The 18,095-nt window shown below is 61.5% G+C and carries 15 protein-coding genes; 6 read left to right on the top strand and 9 right to left on the bottom strand.

What is annotated here, in order from left to right:
• Positions 1-3 precede the first annotated feature (3 nt).
• Both AC1MHZ_RS17750 and AC1MHZ_RS17745 read right to left on the bottom strand, forming a co-directional pair.
• The gene (locus AC1MHZ_RS17750) at positions 4-1,608 is read right to left on the bottom strand and encodes an ATP-binding protein (protein WP_084858670.1); all 1,605 of its coding nucleotides are present in this window, start codon (positions 1,606-1,608) and stop codon (positions 4-6) included.
• Positions 1,605-2,318, bottom strand: a complete 714-nt coding sequence (locus AC1MHZ_RS17745) for a response regulator (RefSeq protein ID WP_084858669.1) — start codon at positions 2,316-2,318, stop codon at positions 1,605-1,607. Before AC1MHZ_RS17745 ends, AC1MHZ_RS17750 begins: the two co-directional genes overlap by 4 nt.
• Before the next feature lie 682 nt (positions 2,319-3,000).
• Here AC1MHZ_RS17745 and AC1MHZ_RS17740 point away from each other — a divergent pair.
• The 3 genes from AC1MHZ_RS17740 (at position 3,001) to AC1MHZ_RS17730 (ending at position 7,953) form a co-directional block, all read left to right on the top strand.
• Positions 3,001-5,880 (top strand): ribonucleoside-diphosphate reductase subunit alpha, encoded by a 2,880-nt coding sequence (locus AC1MHZ_RS17740; RefSeq protein WP_084858668.1) that lies wholly within the window; start codon positions 3,001-3,003, stop codon positions 5,878-5,880.
• A 163-nt stretch (positions 5,881-6,043) separates the two neighbouring features.
• Positions 6,044-6,175, top strand: coding sequence for a hypothetical protein (locus AC1MHZ_RS17735; RefSeq protein WP_263498521.1), 132 nt, complete (start codon positions 6,044-6,046; stop codon positions 6,173-6,175).
• Positions 6,176-6,699: 524 nt separating this feature from the next.
• A complete protein-coding gene (locus tag AC1MHZ_RS17730; protein WP_084858667.1) occupies positions 6,700-7,953 on the top strand; it encodes a ribonucleotide-diphosphate reductase subunit beta in 1,254 nt (417 codons plus the stop codon).
• Between the two features lie 204 nt (positions 7,954-8,157).
• Here AC1MHZ_RS17730 and AC1MHZ_RS17725 read toward each other — a convergent pair whose 3' ends face one another.
• Positions 8,158-8,625: a hypothetical protein gene (locus AC1MHZ_RS17725; protein WP_368830139.1), complete on the bottom strand. Its 468-nt coding sequence runs from the start codon at positions 8,623-8,625 to the stop codon at positions 8,158-8,160.
• A gap of 195 nt (positions 8,626-8,820) precedes the next feature.
• Here AC1MHZ_RS17725 and AC1MHZ_RS17720 point away from each other — a divergent pair, with 195 nt between their 5' ends.
• From AC1MHZ_RS17720 to AC1MHZ_RS17710, 3 genes are all read left to right on the top strand, one after another.
• Positions 8,821-9,318 (top strand): hypothetical protein, encoded by a 498-nt coding sequence (locus AC1MHZ_RS17720; RefSeq protein WP_253249371.1) that lies wholly within the window; start codon positions 8,821-8,823, stop codon positions 9,316-9,318.
• A gap of 64 nt (positions 9,319-9,382) precedes the next feature.
• The gene (locus AC1MHZ_RS17715; RefSeq protein WP_084858664.1) at positions 9,383-10,045 is read left to right on the top strand and encodes a hypothetical protein; all 663 of its coding nucleotides are present in this window, start codon (positions 9,383-9,385) and stop codon (positions 10,043-10,045) included.
• Between the two features lie 72 nt (positions 10,046-10,117).
• Positions 10,118-10,708 carry a hypothetical protein gene (locus AC1MHZ_RS17710; RefSeq protein ID WP_172403062.1) on the top strand — a complete coding sequence of 197 codons (591 nt, stop codon included), beginning with the start codon at positions 10,118-10,120 and terminating at the stop codon, positions 10,706-10,708.
• 90 nt (positions 10,709-10,798) lie between these two features.
• Here AC1MHZ_RS17710 and AC1MHZ_RS17705 read toward each other — a convergent pair whose 3' ends face one another.
• From AC1MHZ_RS17705 to AC1MHZ_RS17680, 6 genes are all read right to left on the bottom strand, one after another.
• On the bottom strand, positions 10,799-11,695 hold the full coding sequence (locus AC1MHZ_RS17705) for a hypothetical protein (RefSeq protein WP_482966738.1): 897 nt from the start codon (positions 11,693-11,695) through the stop codon (positions 10,799-10,801).
• A gap of 300 nt (positions 11,696-11,995) precedes the next feature.
• The gene (locus tag AC1MHZ_RS17700; RefSeq protein ID WP_084858661.1) at positions 11,996-12,547 is read right to left on the bottom strand and encodes a UPF0149 family protein; all 552 of its coding nucleotides are present in this window, start codon (positions 12,545-12,547) and stop codon (positions 11,996-11,998) included.
• Between the two features lie 98 nt (positions 12,548-12,645).
• Positions 12,646-13,632, bottom strand: coding sequence for an asparaginase (locus AC1MHZ_RS17695; RefSeq protein ID WP_482966737.1), 987 nt, complete (start codon positions 13,630-13,632; stop codon positions 12,646-12,648).
• Entirely contained in the window at positions 13,629-14,750 is a 1,122-nt protein-coding gene (locus AC1MHZ_RS17690) for a hypothetical protein (protein WP_465002213.1), read from the bottom strand. The genes AC1MHZ_RS17695 and AC1MHZ_RS17690 overlap by 4 nt, the downstream gene beginning before the upstream one ends.
• Before the next feature lie 49 nt (positions 14,751-14,799).
• The gene (locus AC1MHZ_RS17685; RefSeq protein WP_482966736.1) at positions 14,800-15,696 is read right to left on the bottom strand and encodes a nitrilase family protein; all 897 of its coding nucleotides are present in this window, start codon (positions 15,694-15,696) and stop codon (positions 14,800-14,802) included.
• 351 nt (positions 15,697-16,047) lie between these two features.
• On the bottom strand, positions 16,048-17,691 hold the full coding sequence (locus AC1MHZ_RS17680; protein WP_084858657.1) for an acetolactate synthase large subunit: 1,644 nt from the start codon (positions 17,689-17,691) through the stop codon (positions 16,048-16,050).
• Positions 17,692-18,095: the final 404 nt, after the last annotated feature.

Genomic DNA, 18,095 nt, shown 5'->3' with positions numbered 1-18,095 from the left:
GGTTCAGGACGGCGCCCGGGTGCTGGGCCAGCTAAGGCTGAAACAGGCCCCGCCCAGCGCCTGGCTGCGGCCCACCATCGCCCGCCCGCCATGCCAGTAGATGATCCGGCGCACGATCGACAGGCCCAGGCCATGCCCGCCCGAGGCCCGGGTGCGGCTGTCGTCCAGCCGGGTGAAAGGCGTGAAGATACGATCCCACACGCCCTCCGGAATCCCAGGCCCGTCGTCCTCGACATCGATCCGGCAGCGCTCCTGGCCCAACTGGTAGCTCAGCCGCACCTGGCTTTCGGCGTGACGCATGGCATTGCCCACCAGGTTCTGCAGGGCTCGATGCAGGTAACGTGGTTCGGCATCGACCCAGGCTCCGTCCGCCTGGCCGCCCAAACACTCGCCACGCACCACCTTGACCTCGGCGCGCAGGGGCGAGAGCTCCTGGATCACCCGCGCCAGCAAGGCGTCGAGGTCCACCGCCTGGAACTTCAATGCCGGCGTGCCCTGCTCCAGGCGGGCGTAGGTCAGCATCTCGTCGACCAGCTTGTCCAGGTCCTGGATATCGCTGTCCATGCCGGCCAGGTGCTTGGCCCTGGCCTGTTCGGTGCCGGCGCTCTCGATCATCTCCAGGCCGAAACGCAGGCGTGCCACGGGTGTGCGCAACTCGTGGGAGACCGCCCGCACCAGCTCGCGCTGCATGGTCAACGACCGCTGCAGGTGCTCGGCCATGCCGTTGAAGGCTTCGGCCAGCCGCCCCACCGAGTCGGCATCGCCGGCCGGCACGCGGGTGTCCAGGCTACCCTGGGCCAGGCGCGTGGCGGCGACTTCGAGCCCCGACAGGCGCCGCTCCAGCTGACGCACCAGCAGGTACACCACCAGACCGATCAGGCATAGGCCAAGGAAGGCAATGAGGATCAACAGCTGTGGCGGATATGGGTTGAGCTGGTACAACGGCCCGATTTCCAACACCCAGGGCGACCCGGTCAACCCCGAGAAGACACGCACCGAATCGCCATCCCTGCCCAGCGCCATCACCGTATCGCCCTCCTCCACCCGCCGCCGCTGGTCATCGTCCAAGCCGACCCGCTCCAGCCGTTGCAGGGCGACATTGAAGCCGAAGCCTTTGCTTTCCTTCAGTTCGGCCAGGCGCCGTTGCTGCTCGGTCACCGGGTAGCGCACCAGCTCGTCCGCCAGCAGGTAAAGGGTGGCGCGAGCGAGCTGTTCGCTGACCTGCTTGACCTCGGCCACCAACAACTGCGCCTCGTTGCCGATCTGGCGCAGCACCCGCACCGCGTGGGCGCCGGTTTTCTCCACCACCACCAGCCCACGGCGCAGCCGCGCGCGCTGGCTGCCGTCGAGGGTGAAAGCCGATGTTGGCTGCAGCTCCAGCGGCACGCCGAGCAAACGCTCCCAGATCAGTAGCGAGCGCTTACGCTCCACCGGGTCCTGCACGGCCAGGTTGTCGGCCATCAGGCTGAACGTGCCCTGCGCCAGCCGCTCGCGGTGTTGCTCGGCACGTACCTGGTTGACCAGGTGCAGGCTGAGCACGCCGAGTATCGCCACCAGCACCAGCACGGCCAGCATCCCGCCATAGATGCGCAGGAAGATCGAGTTCATGGCGCCCCGCCTTGGGCGGCCTCGCCGACGAACAGGTAGCCCTTGCTGCGCAGGGTCTTGATCAGCCGGGGATGAATCGGGTCGTCCCCGATCTTGGGACGGATCTTGGATATGCGCACATCGATGGAACGGTCCTGGCCGTCATAGCCGACGCCGCGCAGGGAGGTGAAGATCTCCTCGCGCGACAGCACCCGGCCGGCGTTGCTGGCGAGCAGCCAGAGCAGGTCGAACTCGGCGCTGGTCAGGTCGATCGCCTGCTCGCTCAGCCAGGCTTCGCGCAGGCGGCTGTCGATACGCAAGGCGCCGAAGGCCAGCGCCTGGCGCTTGGCCTCCGGCGCCTCACTGCGCCGCAACAGGGCGGTGATACGCGCCAGCAGCACGCGTGGGCGCACAGGCTTGCAGACATAGTCGTCGGCCCCCATGTCCAGGCCCTGCACCTGGTCGAGCTCATCGCTGCGCGCGGTGAGCATCAGGATGGGGCCTGCATACTGGCCGCGCACACGCCGGCAGATGCTCAAGCCGTCTTCACCGGGCAGCATCAGGTCGAGGATCACCAGGTCAGGCTGGCTGTCGATGATGCGTCGCACGGCCCGACCGCCATCGCCTTCCACCGCAACCTCGTAGCCGTTGGCCTGCAGGTATTCGGCGGTGAGCTCCGCCAGGCGCTGGTCGTCCTCGACGATCAAAATCCGGTTGCTGGGCTGGTCCATGAGTCGCCTGTGCTGTTTATTCTTGTTCTGGTGCTGCCGATGGCTTGGCGGTGTCCGCGTCACCAAAAGGCAACAATGCCTGCCGATACTACGTGCCGCACCCGGCCCTGCCAACCATGCCAAGGCGCCGGTCGCAGGGCCTGGATCGGCGTACTTTTCGTGATAGGGTTCGCACCCGAAAAAATCTGCGATGGGGCATCGGGACGCAGAAAAAAAGTGAAGACCAGCTAGGACAAGGCCTACAGCGCATACCCACGGATCACACACAAAGTACGCACAACTTATCCACAGACGCTCGCCTTGCAAAGGCCCCAATACCGCATTATCTTGTATCCCCATCGCAGCGAACCACTAGATATTGGGTTTGACTCACTATCGCCAACACCAGTCGGCACAGAAATTCAAGCGATTTTTCTGGCTGAACTTAACGTGGTTTCACCAGCAAACCGCTCCAGCGGAAGCATTGAGAGCAACAGCTTTGGCCCCAGCGCCAACAGCATTTGACTTCGGCCAGGGAGCGGCAGGTTATTGCCCCTTATTCCTGAGTCTGTCCCGAAGTCGGTACGCCCGAGCGGGCGGACGCGCGTGCATGTGCGTCCCCCACCCGGCACCAGGCTAGTGGATGGAACGGTGGGCGCCCAAAAGGCGCCTGAACATATAGAAACTGTGGAGACACCCACCCATGCAAACCGACACAACTCGCGAGAACCCGCAGGCGAAGGTGCCGCAGGCCGCCGATTCGAACCAGGATCTGGCTGCTACGGCTCCAGGCCAACTGCGCGTGATCAAGCGCAACGGCACTGTCGTTCCCTACACCGACGACAAGATCACCGTTGCCATCACCAAGGCGTTCCTCGCAGTTGAAGGCGGCACGGCCGCTGCCTCGTCGCGCATCCATGACACCGTCGCGCGCCTGACCGAGCAGGTCACCGCGACCTTCAAGCGCCGCATGCCGTCGGGTGGCACCATCCACATCGAAGAAATCCAGGACCAGGTCGAACTGGCCCTGATGCGCGCCGGCGAGCAGAAAGTCGCCCGCGACTATGTGATCTACCGTGAGCAACGTGCCAAGGAGCGCGCCACCCGCGCCCACACCGACGCCGTGGTCGAGCCGCACCCGAGCATCCGCATCACCCTGGCCGACGGCAGCCTGGCGCCGCTGGACATGGCGCGCCTGAACACCATCATCAGCGAAGCCTGCGAAGGCCTGGCCGAGGTCGACGGCGAGCTGATCCAGCGCGACACCCTGAAGAACCTGTACGACGGCGTGGCCATCAAGGACGTCAACACCGCCCTGGTGATGACCGCCCGTACCCTGGTCGAGCGCGAGCCGAACTACTCCTTCGTCACCGCCCGCCTGCTGATGGACACCCTGCGCGCCGAGGCGCTGGGCTTCCTGAACGTCGCCGACAGCGCCACCCACCACGAGATGGCCGAGCTGTACGCCAAGGCCCTGCCGGCCTACGTCGAGAAAGGCGTCGAGTTCGAGCTGCTGGACCCTGCACTGAAGGGCTACGACCTGGAGCGCATGGGCAAGGCCATCGACCACGAGCGTGACCAGCAATTCACCTACCTGGGCCTGCAGACCCTGTACGACCGTTACTTCATCCACAAGGATGGCGTGCGCTTCGAGCTGCCGCAGGTGTTCTTCATGCGCGTGGCCATGGGCCTTGCGCTGCAGGAGAAGGACAAGGAAGCCCGTGCGATCGAGTTCTACAACCTGCTGTCCTCGTTCGACTACATGGCCTCGACCCCGACCCTGTTCAACGCCGGTACCCTGCGTCCACAGCTGTCGAGCTGCTACCTGACCACCGTGCCGGACGACCTGTCGGGCATCTACAAGGCCATCCACGACAACGCCATGCTGTCGAAATTCGCCGGTGGCCTGGGCAACGACTGGACCCCGGTGCGTGCCCTGGGCTCGTACATCAAGGGCACCAACGGCAAGTCGCAGGGCGTCGTGCCGTTCCTGAAAGTGGTCAACGACACCGCCGTGGCGGTCAACCAGGGCGGCAAGCGCAAGGGCGCAGTCTGCGCCTACCTGGAAACCTGGCACCTGGACATCGAGGAATTCCTCGAGCTGCGCAAGAACACCGGTGACGACCGTCGCCGTACCCACGACATGAACACTGCCAACTGGATCCCGGACCTGTTCATGAAGCGTGTGTTCGACGACGGCAAGTGGACCCTGTTCTCGCCTTCGGAAGTGCCTGACCTGCACGATCTGACCGGCAAGGCCTTCGAAGAGCGCTACGAGTACTACGAAGCCCTGACCGAGTACAACAAGATCAAGGTGTTCAAAGTCGTCCAGGCCAAGGACCTGTGGCGCAAGATGCTGTCGATGCTGTTCGAGACCGGCCACCCGTGGCTGACCTTCAAGGACCCGTGCAACCTGCGCTCGCCGCAGCAGCACGTGGGCGTGGTCCACAGCTCGAACCTGTGCACCGAGATCACCCTGAACACCAACGCCGACGAAATCGCGGTGTGCAACCTGGGCTCGATCAACCTGCCGAACCACATCGTCGATGGCAAGCTCGATACCGCCAAGCTGGCGCGTACCGTCAAGACTGCCGTGCGCATGCTCGACAACGTGATCGACATCAACTACTACTCCGTGCCCCAGGCGCAGAACTCGAACTTCAAGCACCGCCCGGTCGGCCTGGGCATCATGGGCTTCCAGGACGCGCTGTACCTGCAGCACATCCCGTATGGCTCGGACGCTGCAGTCGAGTTCGCCGACAAGTCGATGGAGGCCGTCAGCTACTACGCCATCCAGGCATCCTGTGACCTGGCCGACGAGCGTGGCGCCTACCAGACCTTCGAAGGTTCGCTGTGGTCCAAGGGCATCCTGCCGCTGGACAGCCAGCAGATCCTGATCGAGGCCCGTGGCGCCAAGTACATCGACGTCAACCTGGAAGAGTCCCTGGACTGGGCGCCGATCCGCGAGCGCGTCAAGAAAGGCATCCGCAACTCGAACATCATGGCCATCGCGCCGACCGCGACCATCGCCAACATCACCGGCGTGTCGCAGTCGATCGAGCCGACGTACCAGAACCTGTACGTCAAGTCGAACCTGTCGGGCGAGTTCACTGTGATCAACCCGTACCTGGTCCGCGACCTGAAGGCCCGCGGCCTGTGGGACTCGGTCATGATCAACGACCTGAAGTACTACGACGGTTCGGTGCAGCAGATCGAGCGTATCCCGCAAGAGCTGAAGGACCTGTACGCCACCGCGTTCGAAGTCGAGACCAAGTGGATCGTCGATGCCGCCTCCCGTCGCCAGAAGTGGATCGACCAGGCCCAGTCGCTGAACCTGTACATCGCCGGCGCCTCGGGCAAGAAGCTGGACGTGACCTACCGCATGGCCTGGTACCGTGGTCTGAAGACCACCTACTACCTCCGTGCCCTGGCCGCCACCAGCACCGAGAAGTCGACCATCAACACCGGCAAGCTCAACGCCGTTTCCAGCGGCGGCGACAGCGCCCCGGTCCAGGCAGCGGGCCCGGCCCCGGTGCCGAAGGCCTGCGCGATCGACGAACCAGACTGCGAAGCCTGCCAGTAACACCCCATGCCGCGGGAGGCGCCTTCGGGCGCCCCTTGCGGCATTTTTGTATCCGCGTCATCGAGAGGTCGTGCCCCCTGCACACCTGTTTCGCCAAGGGATAAAACAGCCAGACCCGGTGCTCCCAGGCACCGGGCCTCTGTCCCAACACGGAAGACAAACGATGGCTCGGAAGAAAACAGTAGTACGCAAGATTGGCCGCAACGCCGAAACCGGCCGTTTCACCACGGTCGAAGAGGCGCGCCAGCATCCGAAGACGCATATCGTCCAGACGCTGCGCTACCGCTGCCACTAAGCCCTCGCCCGGGTGGTTCCGGCCTCCTGGGCGCGGCTTTTTGCCGCTCCCTCCCCCTGCGCAAAAACACAATATTTTGTGCCAAGTCAAAAATTCAGACACCACATCTGCGATTTTTCCGCTACACTTCTTCCCCGTGGAAACGACGCGTGATTCGTGAACGGATGCGCCCCACACCGGTCGAAAATTTACAGCAGGCCGGTTGAGCGTCGCTCCGATCGGTAGCGAATTCCGTTATACTTCGCCCCCCTCGAAAAAGGGTTTAGCCAATGATCGACTGCGTGACACAAGCCGTACCCCAACGCTTGGCCGGCCCGCACGTTTTATCGTTGCCACACTGTTCCCAAGCGACCTGGCCCCTCCTGCGAGGCAAGGACAGGCGCTGACCCCGACAATTCCAAACGTGACGAGCGCCCGCGCTCATTGCCCGCCGTATTGCCCTAAGGGCCTTGCGTAGTACAGGCGTCACCTTTCTAAAATCCAACCGGTTGCCCCGCGCAACCCTCTAGCAGGAGCCAGGAACCATGCTGAGCTGGGACGAATTCGACAAGGAAGACGGCGAAGTCGCCGCCAAAGGCAACGCCGCTGCACAAGGCAACGCTGCCGCCGCCACCCTCGACAAGCTGGACAGCGCCGGCGACGCCGCCGCCCAGGAAGCCCGCGTAGCGACCGCCGACGACTCCGATGCCGTCAAGCGCGCCAAGGCTGCCCTGAACGAACTCGACATCGCCGAAGGCCTGGCCGAGCTGGAAGGCTCCTCCGCTCGCGTGCGCGTCGACGAAAAGCGCATGATCAACTGCCGCGCCGACCTGAACCAGCTGGTACCGTTCAAGTACGACTGGGCCTGGCAGAAGTACCTCGACGGCTGCGCCAACCACTGGATGCCGCAAGAGGTCAACATGACCGCCGACATCGCCCTGTGGAAGAGCATGGACGGCCTGACCGAAGACGAGCGCCGCATCGTGATGCGCAACCTTGGCTTCTTCTCCACCGCCGACTCCCTGGTGGCCAACAACCTGGCCCTGGCCGTGTACCGCCTGATCACCAACCCCGAGTGCCGCCAGTACATCCTGCGCCAGGCGTTCGAAGAGGCGATCCACACCCACGCCTACCAGTACTGCATCGAGTCGCTGGGCATGGATGAAGGCGAGATCTTCAACATGTACCACGAGATCCCGTCGGTGGCGAAGAAAGCCGCCTGGGGCCTGAAGTACACCCGCGCCATCTCTGACCCGGAATTCAACACCGGCACCGTCGAGACCGACAAGGAGCTGCTGCGCAACCTGATCGCCTACTACTGCGTGCTGGAAGGCATCTTCTTCTATTGCGGCTTCACCCAGATCCTCTCCATGGGTCGCCGCAACAAGATGACCGGCGTCGCCGAGCAGTTCCAGTACATCCTGCGTGACGAGTCCATGCACCTGAACTTCGGCATCGACGTGATCAACCAGATCAAGATCGAGAACCCGCACCTGTGGGACGCCGCGATGAAGGAAGAAGCGACCCAGATGATCCTGCAGGGTACCCAGCTGGAGATCGAATACGCCCGTGACACCATGCCTCGCGGTGTATTGGGCATGAACGCGGCGATGATGGAGGACTACCTCAAGTTCATCGCCAACCGTCGCCTGACCCAGATTGGTCTGAAAGAAGAGTATCCAGGGACTACCAACCCGTTCCCGTGGATGAGCGAGATCATGGACTTGAAGAAAGAGAAGAACTTCTTCGAGACGCGAGTGATCGAGTATCAGACGGGTGGGGCGTTGAGCTGGGATTGATATCCGAGCGACGCATAGGGAAGGCTGCCGATTGGCAGCCTTTTTTCGTTTGGGCGGGCCTCTTCGTAGATAATTCCGCTCCCAGAGGTACTGCGCGGATTTCAGGTTCACGCTGTTCCTGTGGGAGCGGCCGTGGCCGCGAACACTGGCGCAGCCGGTGCCCGCACATCCATACAGAAGCCGCGTTACATCAGCGACAACACGCTACCTCGCAGCTTTCGCCGCCTCCCGGTTGGCCCTGCGAATGTCCCGGTAGCCCACCAGGCGCACGCGCATTTCCCGATAGCGCTGGGTATTGATGACCAGCAAGGCCAGCAGCCCGAACAGCAAAACCGAGACGTAGCCGCCCATGTGCGGCCGGTAAGCGTAGCTCGGCAGCGCGGCCAACACGGCCAGCCCGTTCAGACCGATCAGCCCTCGCAAGCCCCAGGCATATCCACGCACCAGCGCGATATGCGAAGCGGCGCTCACCACCCATGCCAGCGCCAGTGCCAGCACCGACAGCGACCGGTCCGGACTACGCAGATAGGTGGAGAACACCAGTGAAACACAGCCGCCAATGGCAAAACAGGACAGCAGGAACTCGGCGATAAAAACGCCGAAATAGCGGGAAAGAAATCTTTGCAGCTCCTGACCCTTTTGAAACGTCGATCCCTTCATATGAGTGAGCACTGTCGTCCTTGAAAACCGTGGTTAGCGGATAGCTTACCTTGACAATTGCAAATGAATAAACCATAAGAAGCCGACTTCGAAGTGCCTGTCAGCGAGATATCATTCGGCACTTTATGTAGGTTTCGCACCTGTGCATATCAGCAACTCCGCACAGGCACACGCCCTCACCCAGGGCCGATAGGAGATCGAATTCTGGTGAATGAATCGCCGTTACTCTCGCTGTTCCCTCAGGCCGGTTCTGGGGAACTGAAAATGAATCGTGTGTCCAAAACCCTGCCGACGCTGCTGGCTGCAATCGCCCTGAATGCATGCGCACAGACGCCCGTTCCGTCATCGAATGCGGGGCCTGAAGTTACCCTTGCCGGGCACAAACTTACACTTGTGAACCACGAAGGTCGTTGCGCACTGCGCAGCTCCGATGCATCACTGCTACAGCTGGACATGCCCTGGCCTTGCCAATTCAGCCCGGAACGGGATGGAAGCAAGCCTCGCGTGGAACAGTTCAATGGTGTGCCGATCATCATCGTCAGCCATGTGCAACCAGCCCCGTCGCAGCCCGGACATTGCGACAGCCAGTACCAGGCTGTTCGCCAAATGGGCAACCGCCTCGAACCTTCCATCCTGGCACGTGGCGCCAGTTGCTCGAACGGCCCTGTGGACCAGAAGAACTTCGTAGGGCTGTTCGAGTGGTAACCGAAATCGCGGGCTACCCATCGCTACGCCAGGTCGTTCGCACGCGCAAAGGGTGTTATCAGGCATGAAGAAAATCCTCTTGTCCCGACACGATCGCGGCTTCGGCCAGATCGGTGGCGCGGCTTTGCTCAAGGACCTCTCCTTGTGGCCGACAAACCCGGAAACCGGCATGTTGATGACGCCCATCCTGACCCTGAGCGAGCGGTTCCAACCGGCCACGTTCGTCCCGCCAGGCATGGCCATCACAGTTTTCCTCGCCGTCGAGCAACATCAGGATGGCAGTTTCAGCCGCCCTCTCCAGCGTCGCTATACGGTCAATCAACAGGCAGAGCTGCAAGACGTCATCAGCAGCGGCTTTGCCCGGGTCATCCTGCACGAACTTGCCAGCCAACCACTGGAGCCCGGCAATCCCCCCTTGCTGCTGGAGCGAGCGTTCATCGATTTCGAAGAAATGACTGACGAGGAGCATGACGAGGAACATCAGGATGAGGACAGCGGGATCGGCCTGAGCAAACCCAGCGGCAGGCCCTGCTGGCTGCAGGACCCGATCTACGAACCAGCGCGCTACATGTTCATGATGCAACTGGTAGATGCTGACGTGGCCGAAGCCAGCCCTCAGCATGCAGGGCTGTTCGGCGAAGGTATCGGCTATCTGTTCGTGGACATGCAGGCGCGCCGTGGCAAGCAAGGCGACGACGCCGGTTTCTTCTTCATTCAGTTCACCTGAATGACCAACCAGGACCAAGGTCCATCCATGAATATCGCTACGGCACGAACGGCAAGAGCTCGGGGGCCTGGTATGAATATCTACCATTTAGACAACGCGCCAACGCCCTGGGGAGACTGGGGCGCAGCACTGATCCAGGGCGTGATCGCCTGGGATGAAGATACCGACATGGACAGCATCAACCGCGTCGGGCCGTACACGCCGGCTGCGTATATCCGGTCGGGTTCGCTGGTGCTCACCCAGCCGGTCAAGGAAGCCCTGGAGAAAAGCGGCCTGAAGGGGGTCGGGCGTTACGAGCACCTGGAAAAAACCCATGTCGTGCACATCGACTGGCTGCACTGGGATACCAGCAAACCCATTACCGAATACCTCGATCTGGAAGGCGGGCCGACCTCGATCATCGACGCCCTGCCCCATGACCCTGAGCTTGCCGCACGTATGCCGGAGTACTGGCAGGCATTCGTGGTGGGTAAGCTCAACCTGCTCAAGGACCCGCAGCATGACCCTGCCGACCTCGGCCAGTATCTCAAGGTGCTCAAGGTCGACGAGCAAGCCGATTTCTTCAAAGGGGATGTCTATCGTGGGTACTTTCTGAGCGAACGGGCCAAGGAGTGGCTGGAACAGCAGTGCCCAGGCTGCTTTATATTCACCCTGCTCCGTTGAATCAGTCCAGCTGCTGAGCCCTCAGCGCCTGCGCCAGCATGTCAATGACGCTGCACGTGGTGCGCACGCCCGCTCCCACAAAGGTGAACATCAAGCCTGCGCCATCTCCCCTGCTTGAGCTTTCGGCGCCTGCAGCAAGCTATGCAGGGTATTGATGAATACGTCGAAGCTCATGATCCCGCTGCCTACGGTGGACAGTACCGTCTGCTCGCTTTCGTCCTTGATCACCACCAGCTCGGTCCAGGCGTTGAGGTCGAGGTTGCGTAGGCTGGACATCGGCACCCGACGCCCATCCACATCGAGAGCATCCCGGGTGATGGTGAGGGTCTTGGTATTCAGCGCGAAGAAGTCGCCTTTCATACGCTTGCCCCACACTTGAGCGCTGTCGATGTAGCTGAAACGCACCGCGCCGCCGTTTTCCAGGGTGGCGAGCGCACTGGGCAGGCGCTCGTTCAGGTGCAGGTCGCGCACCAGGTCGATGAAGGCATAGAGGTTCTTGAGGTGGGGGTTGACGCGACGGAACGGCTCGCTGGCATTGCGGCGGTACGCCAGGTTGTTGTGCAAGCCGGCAACGGCTGTCTGGCCGGAGGCGAACAGGTAGAGATCGTTCATCTCGCTGAAAGGCACATAGTCACGCTGGGTGCCGATGATCTGGCAGATGCCTTTTTCATACACTTCATAGCGAGCGTTGCGCAGCTTTTTCTGCCACATGGCCAGGCCGAACATGCACAGGGCAAGCACTGCCAGCAGGCCAAGGGTGAAGTTCAGCAAGCCTTGCGGACCATCGAACTGCAAGGTGGTGCCACGGCGGGTTTCGACGGAAATGGGAGCAGACACATCCGTTGGCAGCATCGTGCCCAGGAAGCCGACGAAGGCGGCCAAGCCCAGGCAGACGATACCGATGACGACCAAGCTGATGATCAGCGCCTTGCCATAACCGTAGGTACCGAGCAGATTCCCGGTGGCTGGGGATGAGTTCTGTTGCATGGTCGAGCCTCCTTGCGTGATGGATAAACGTCAGTGTTCGAAGCAGGCAGCGATCAGCACCGCCTGCATGAAACATGCTTTGGGGTTGGAGCGTTGGTCCTTTTCGCTCTGGTCGGGACAGCACCTCCCAGGGCCATGCATCTATTGCGATGACCGGAGCGTTGCTGGAATCAGGGCTGGCAGGTTAGCGGGATGAGCATTCCCCCAGCAAGTGCGCTGGGGCGAACAGCCCACAAGATGGGACTTGTCTCACAGCAAGGAAAGAAACGGCCGACACCGGGAAGTATCGGATTGATCGTGTCAGTTGCGCTGTTTGAAGTACCGATACAGGCTACGCGCGGCCTCCACGACCTGAGGCACGCACGCCTGGTGCTCATCGAAGCTCATGGAGTCGAGCAGTTCGAAGTTGTCTTCCAGGCCATGCAGCGAAATGGCCTTGAGCAACCGGTCCTGTTCGGGCGGTAATTCGTCCCAGCCCGCGACCTGTGTACCGCGCATGTAGCCGAAGCACCATTCTTCCAGAATGATCGCCGGCCCCTCCTCGCCTTCGCTCTCCTCGAACAGCGGCTCGAAGTGGTCGAGATGATCGGCCAATTCGCCGGCCCGTTGATGGTAATAACGCAGCATCAGAGCGGTGTAGGCTTCTTCATCGGCCGGCTTCTTGAACTTGGGTACCTTGCCGCCGGAAACGGCCGGCAGCCATTGTTCGGGAAGGATATTGACCGGAGAGCTGGCCAGGGCAGTGAAGAACCCGTCGAGTTCGGCCAGGTTGAGCACGGAGAAGTCATTGCCGTACGTGATCAACAGGTCTTCTAGGCGGTCGAGTTCTTTTTCGCTGAGGGCAGGGAGCATAAAGTGAGTCCTGATGGAAATCTTCGTCGCACCCTAGCACATAAGCCAACGAGGCAACGCTTGCCTTGCCCACCCCTTCGGCGGAGCGGGCAAGGTTTTCAGCGCAAATAATCGCGCACTGAGCTCTGCAACCCATTACCCAACAACGCCCAGAGCAGTATCCGGCATTTGCGGGGGCATAGGTGACCGGCCATGTGCATACCCTTTTTCTGCAAATCGATTTCACTACCCACGAATCCGTAGCTGGCGCTGGCTGTCGTTCCCCTGCCAGTACGAGCCGCAACGATGACCGGGATCTGCCGCGCGATGCGCTCCAGGCTCGACGCCCAGCGTTCGGAAACATGTCCAGCACCAAACCCGGCAATGACCAGCCCTTCATAGCCCAGGCCAAGAGTTGCATCCAGCAAGCCCGTGTCAGCATCCAGACAGCTTTCCATCAATGCGACCTGATGCTGAACACGGTCTGGTTCAGGCAGAATGGTGCGATGCCCTGGCATGTGCCAATAGTGCACCTGGCCTTCGAACAGTTGACCTACAGGGCCGCCATTCGGAGACTCGAATGCATTGACCGACAAGCTGTCACCCTTGCGTACACGGGCCGCGCCATGTATCTGATCATTCATTACGACCAATACGCCTCGATCTCGACTTTCTCTGGCCAATGCCACGTACGCCGCCGCCAGCAAGTTGGCCGGGCCATCCGCCCCTGGCTCACCCGCCGAACGCATGGCCCCCGTCAATACCAGAGGGACGTCAAAGGGCCAGAACAGGTCCAGGAAATACGCGCTCTCTTCCAGGCTGTCGGTACCCTGGGTAATCACTATACCGTGGGCACCACGCTCAACTTCCTCCTGCGCCCATCGCAATACGTCGATCATCTGCGCGAATCCCATAGAGGCACTTGGCACCAGTCCCAGCGTAGCGGTACTGACCTGGGCAATCTCGCCAAGCCGGGGCAGGAAAGCGAGCAACGCCTCACAGTCCAGCTGCGGCGTAACCCCTTGCCCCATGATCGTAGCCTGCATGCTGATCGTGCCGCCCAGGCCGCCGATCGATAACCTGGGAAAACCGTCCGTTTCTTTCATCCTTGACCTCCTGCAATCAGGCTGAGCAACGGCACGATCGCCAAGGTGCTGATGGCCATCGATAGCACGTTGCCAATATAACCATGCATGTACCCCGGCAGCCGCTGGGTGATGGCCACAGCCAGTGGTGGCGCGATCAACGCTCCCAGGCTTGCGCTGAGGACGATGACCTGCCAACTGCCTCCAAGTGTCAGGACAGCAGCCGGCACAATGGAGACGATGGGGATGTAGGTCGGATACCAACCTCTTTCTCGCCACTGACGCCGCCAGATCACGACCCCGATCAACGAAGCCAATGCCTGGCCGCCCACCAGTTCCAGAACCAGATACGACCCATAGGCGGGCCCCCCAGGGCCCAGCGCAAACGCGAGCAACACCCCGAGCAGCAACCCAAGGCTCGCCAGCTCGTTGCCAAAGAATGGAGCCTCGCTGAAGTCCGCGAGCACACGTCGCAAGGTCCAGCCAAGTCCCTGACCAACCTGGCCTGCCGGTGCCGCGACTTTGGGCTGGAAAGGCGTTCGTGCATGTCGAACCCATTGTGGATAACGCTTGCACAGTACGAAGGCGGCAATGCTCGCAACAGCCATGCCGAGCACGTTACCGACCACCAGGGGCAGATTCAGCGGATAACACAGCACGTTGACGAACAGAAGGCTCGCCGGGGTAACCAGCAGTGCTCCCAGCACAGCCCCCACGATCGACACACGCCAGCCGCCACCAAATACAAGCACCATGGCAGCAGGCAGCGATACGAATGCGACAAACGTTGGCTGCCAGATACCGGCCGCCAAGGTCCATCCCCACAAGGCATGGCTCAATAACAGCCCCAACAGCGAACTGAAGAACAGCCAGGGCCAGAGCCCGGTTCCGTAACAAATGGGGAAGCCTTGCCAACGGTAGCCCTCGGCATGTGCCCAATGAGCCAGGCAAGCCCCCAGCAGTAACCCCAAGGCTGGCAGTTCATGCTTGTAAAACGCAACTTCGCTGATATCGCCGATAATCCAACGCAATCGACTCAGCGGCTCGTCCAGGGTAGCCAGCCATTGCCCATAGTCCGGCCAATGGCCCAGCGTCAAGCTGCCGGTCAGCAGCCCCCATAGACAAAGCAGGATCAGCATCACGGGCCATGGCCGCCCGTCGGAGAAACGTTTATCCACGACGGTCTCCTCAGCGCGGCAATGCTGGATGCTGGCGATAACCGAGCATGCCGTCGTACAGGTCGACACGACGGTCACGGGGTAAGTCGTTCAGGCTGTTCCAGATAGGGGCTGTACGGGCGCAGCTCAAATCCACATCCGCGTAGAGAATGCATTCCTCCTCAGCGTTGGCGACCTCACCGATGGGCCAGCCGTTCGTGCCTGCGATCAGCGAGCAGCCAAGGAAGCGCCCGCCCCGCTCCCTGCCGATGCGATTGGCTGCGGCAATGTAGATATTGTTGGCATGGGCGGCGGTCATGGTCAGGTAGGACGCCATGCAGCGCCCAGCTTCGTCGAACAGCGGCGGAGGTGTCCATACCCAATTGTTCAGGCTGCAGATGATGTCGGCGCCCTGCAAGGCCATCAGGCGCGGAACCTCCGGGAACCAGATATCCCAGCAGATGAGCAGGCCGATACGACCGATCGGCGTCTCGAATACAGGAAACCCAAAATTGCCAGGGGTGAACCACAGCTTCTCCTGATTCCACAGATGGGCTTTGCGGTAGTGTCCCAGCAGGCCATCCGGCCCAAACAATACCGCACTGTCGTAAAGCTTCAGACCTTCGCGTTCGACGAAGCCAGCGGCCAGGTAGACCTTGTAATCACAGGCGAATGTACACCATGCCTCCAGGCTGCGGCCCTCCTGCAGGGTCTCGGCATGGGCATAGGCTTCCTCGCGGGACTGGAAGGTATAGCCCGTATTGGCCAGCTCTGGCAGTACAATGAGGTTGGCGCCCTCACGCGCGGCGCGGCGAGCCAATGCCAGGCCTCGGCAGAGGTTACCGTCGCAGTGCTCGACCCCTACCTGGGGATCGTACTGGATGACGGCGATACGGACGGGGCTCACGGGTGGGTTCTGTTCGGGCATTACTGGCTTCCTTCTTGTGGTTATTGGAAGGTCGCCAGTAAAACGGGGTTGTCAGTGCCAAATACAGCCAGGCACCTCCTGCAATTAGGTAGGAAAATTCTGAAGCAACGGAATGAACAGTCAGTGCATTGCCCCATTTCGAAAGGCGTCGAATGGTCATGGGCCTTCGATTCTCCTAGGCGAATGGGAGAACCGAGAGTGACGGATACCAAGTAAAGGAAGCGGTGAATAGCTATTACCCGGCAATAGTGAAATAAACTGCGGTAAAGCAATCGCCGGCAAGCCGGCTCCTACCAGGATAACGTGATCCTTTGTGGGAGCCGGCTTGCCGGCGATCAACGCATGACGGCTTTATACGGCCAGCGCACGCTCACGCAGTTCTTGGTTGAGGATGCGGTCGTTCTCGCTGTAGTCGACCGGGCAGTCGATCACATGCACGCCCGGGGTCTTGATGCAGTGCTCGAGCAGCGGCAGCAGGCCTTCGGCGCTTTCGACGCGGTGACCGTTGGCACCGTATGCTTCGGCGTATTTGACGAAGTCCGGGTTGCCGTAGTCCAGGCCGAAGTCGGTGAAGCCCATGTTGGCCTGCTTCCAGCGGATCATGCCGTAACCGTCGTCACGCAGGATCACCACAGTAATGTGCATGCCCAGGCGTACCGCGGTTTCCAGCTCCTGACTGTTCATCATGAAACCGCCGTCGCCGCACACCGAGATCACTGGGCGGTCCGGGTACACCAGGTGCGCCGCCATGGCCGACGGCAGGCCAGCGCCCATGGTCGCCAGGGCGTTGTCCAGCAGAACGGTGTTAGGCTTGTGAGCCTTGTAGTTTCGGGCGAACCAGATCTTGTAGATGCCGTTGTCCAAGGCCACGATGCCTTCGGACGGCAATACGCGGCGGATATCGGCGACCAGGCGCTGCGGGTAGACCGGGAAGCGGTCGTCATCCTTGCCTTCGGCGATCTGCGCTTCGTTGGCTTCGCGGATGGCCAGCAAGCGGGTGAAGTCCCAGTGTGAGGTGTCGCCCAGGCCTTCGGCGATCTGCCAGACGGCATTGGCGATGTCGCCGATCACTTCGATCTGCGGGAAGTACACGGCGTCGACTTCGGCGGAGCGGAAGTTGACGTGGATGACTTCGGTACCGCCACGCACCATGAAGAATGGTGGCTTCTCGATGACGTCGTGGCCGATGTTGATGATCAGGTCGGCCGCTTCGATAGCGCGGTGCACGAAGTCGCCGGACGACAGCGCGGCGTTGCCCAGGAAGCTCGAATGGCGCTCGTCCACCACACCTTTACCCAGTTGGGTGGTGACGAACGGGATGCCGGTCTTGTCGATCAGTTGCTTGAGGACCTTGGCGGTCATCTTGCGGTTGGCGCCGGCACCGATCACCAGGATCGGGCTGCGGGCGGTGCGCAGCTTCTCGATGGCCGCTTCGATGGCCACGTGCTCGGCCAGTGGGCGGCGGTGCAGGCTCGGCTGGATCGGCATGGCATCGGTCTGCTCGGCAGCGATGTCTTCCGGCAGCTCCAGGTGCACGGCGCCCGGCTTTTCTTCTTCGGCCAGGCGGAAGGCTTCGCGCATGCGGGCCGGGATGTTGTCGGCCGACGCGAACTGGTGGGTGTACTTGGTGATGGGGTCCATCATGCCGCATACGTCGATGATCTGGAAACGACCCTGCTTGGACTTCTTGATCGGCTTCTGCCCGGTGATCATCATCATCGGCATGCCGCCCAGGTAGGCGTAAGCGCTGGCGGTCACCAGGTTGGTGGCGCCAGGGCCGAGGGTCGACAGGCTGACCCCGGTCTTGCCGGTCAGGCGGCCGTAGGTGGCGGCCATGAAGCCTGCGGATTGCTCATGACGGGTCAGGACCAGCTTGATCTTCGACTTGCGCAGGGATTCCAGCAGGTCGAGGTTCTCCTCGCCGGGAATGCCGAACACATACTCGACACCTTCGTTTTCCAGGCATTGCACAACGACATCGGCGGCCTTGGCCATCTTGCTTGCTACCTCAAATGATAGGACGGTGGTGAAGTCCAGAAATGCGCAGCACGGTACGCTGGCATCGCTATGTCCGCAGGTAAGGATCCTCGGAACCTAAGCCTTGACGTAGGCTGCGTGCAGGAAAGTCACGTTAATTATCGGCATTAATTGTCGCAGCTGTCGGCGGGAAGATAAGCGGCCAGTGGTGCAAAAGAGATTTGCTTTTGCATGAAACGCGCCCCCTTGGAGCGGCCTTGTGCCGCGAAGCGGGCGCGCAGCGGCCGTAAGCCCAGGCGACGCGGTGCACCAGGGTGATCGAGGTGGCAGGGTTGGCGGCCGCTACGCGCCCGCTTCGCGGCACAAGGCCGCTCCTACAGGAGGAAGCGCGATTCTTTCGAGGACCAGAAAGACAAAACCCC

This window comes from Pseudomonas sp. FA-1 (genome assembly GCF_056856075.1).
This window is presented reverse-complemented; position numbering and strand designations above follow the sequence as displayed.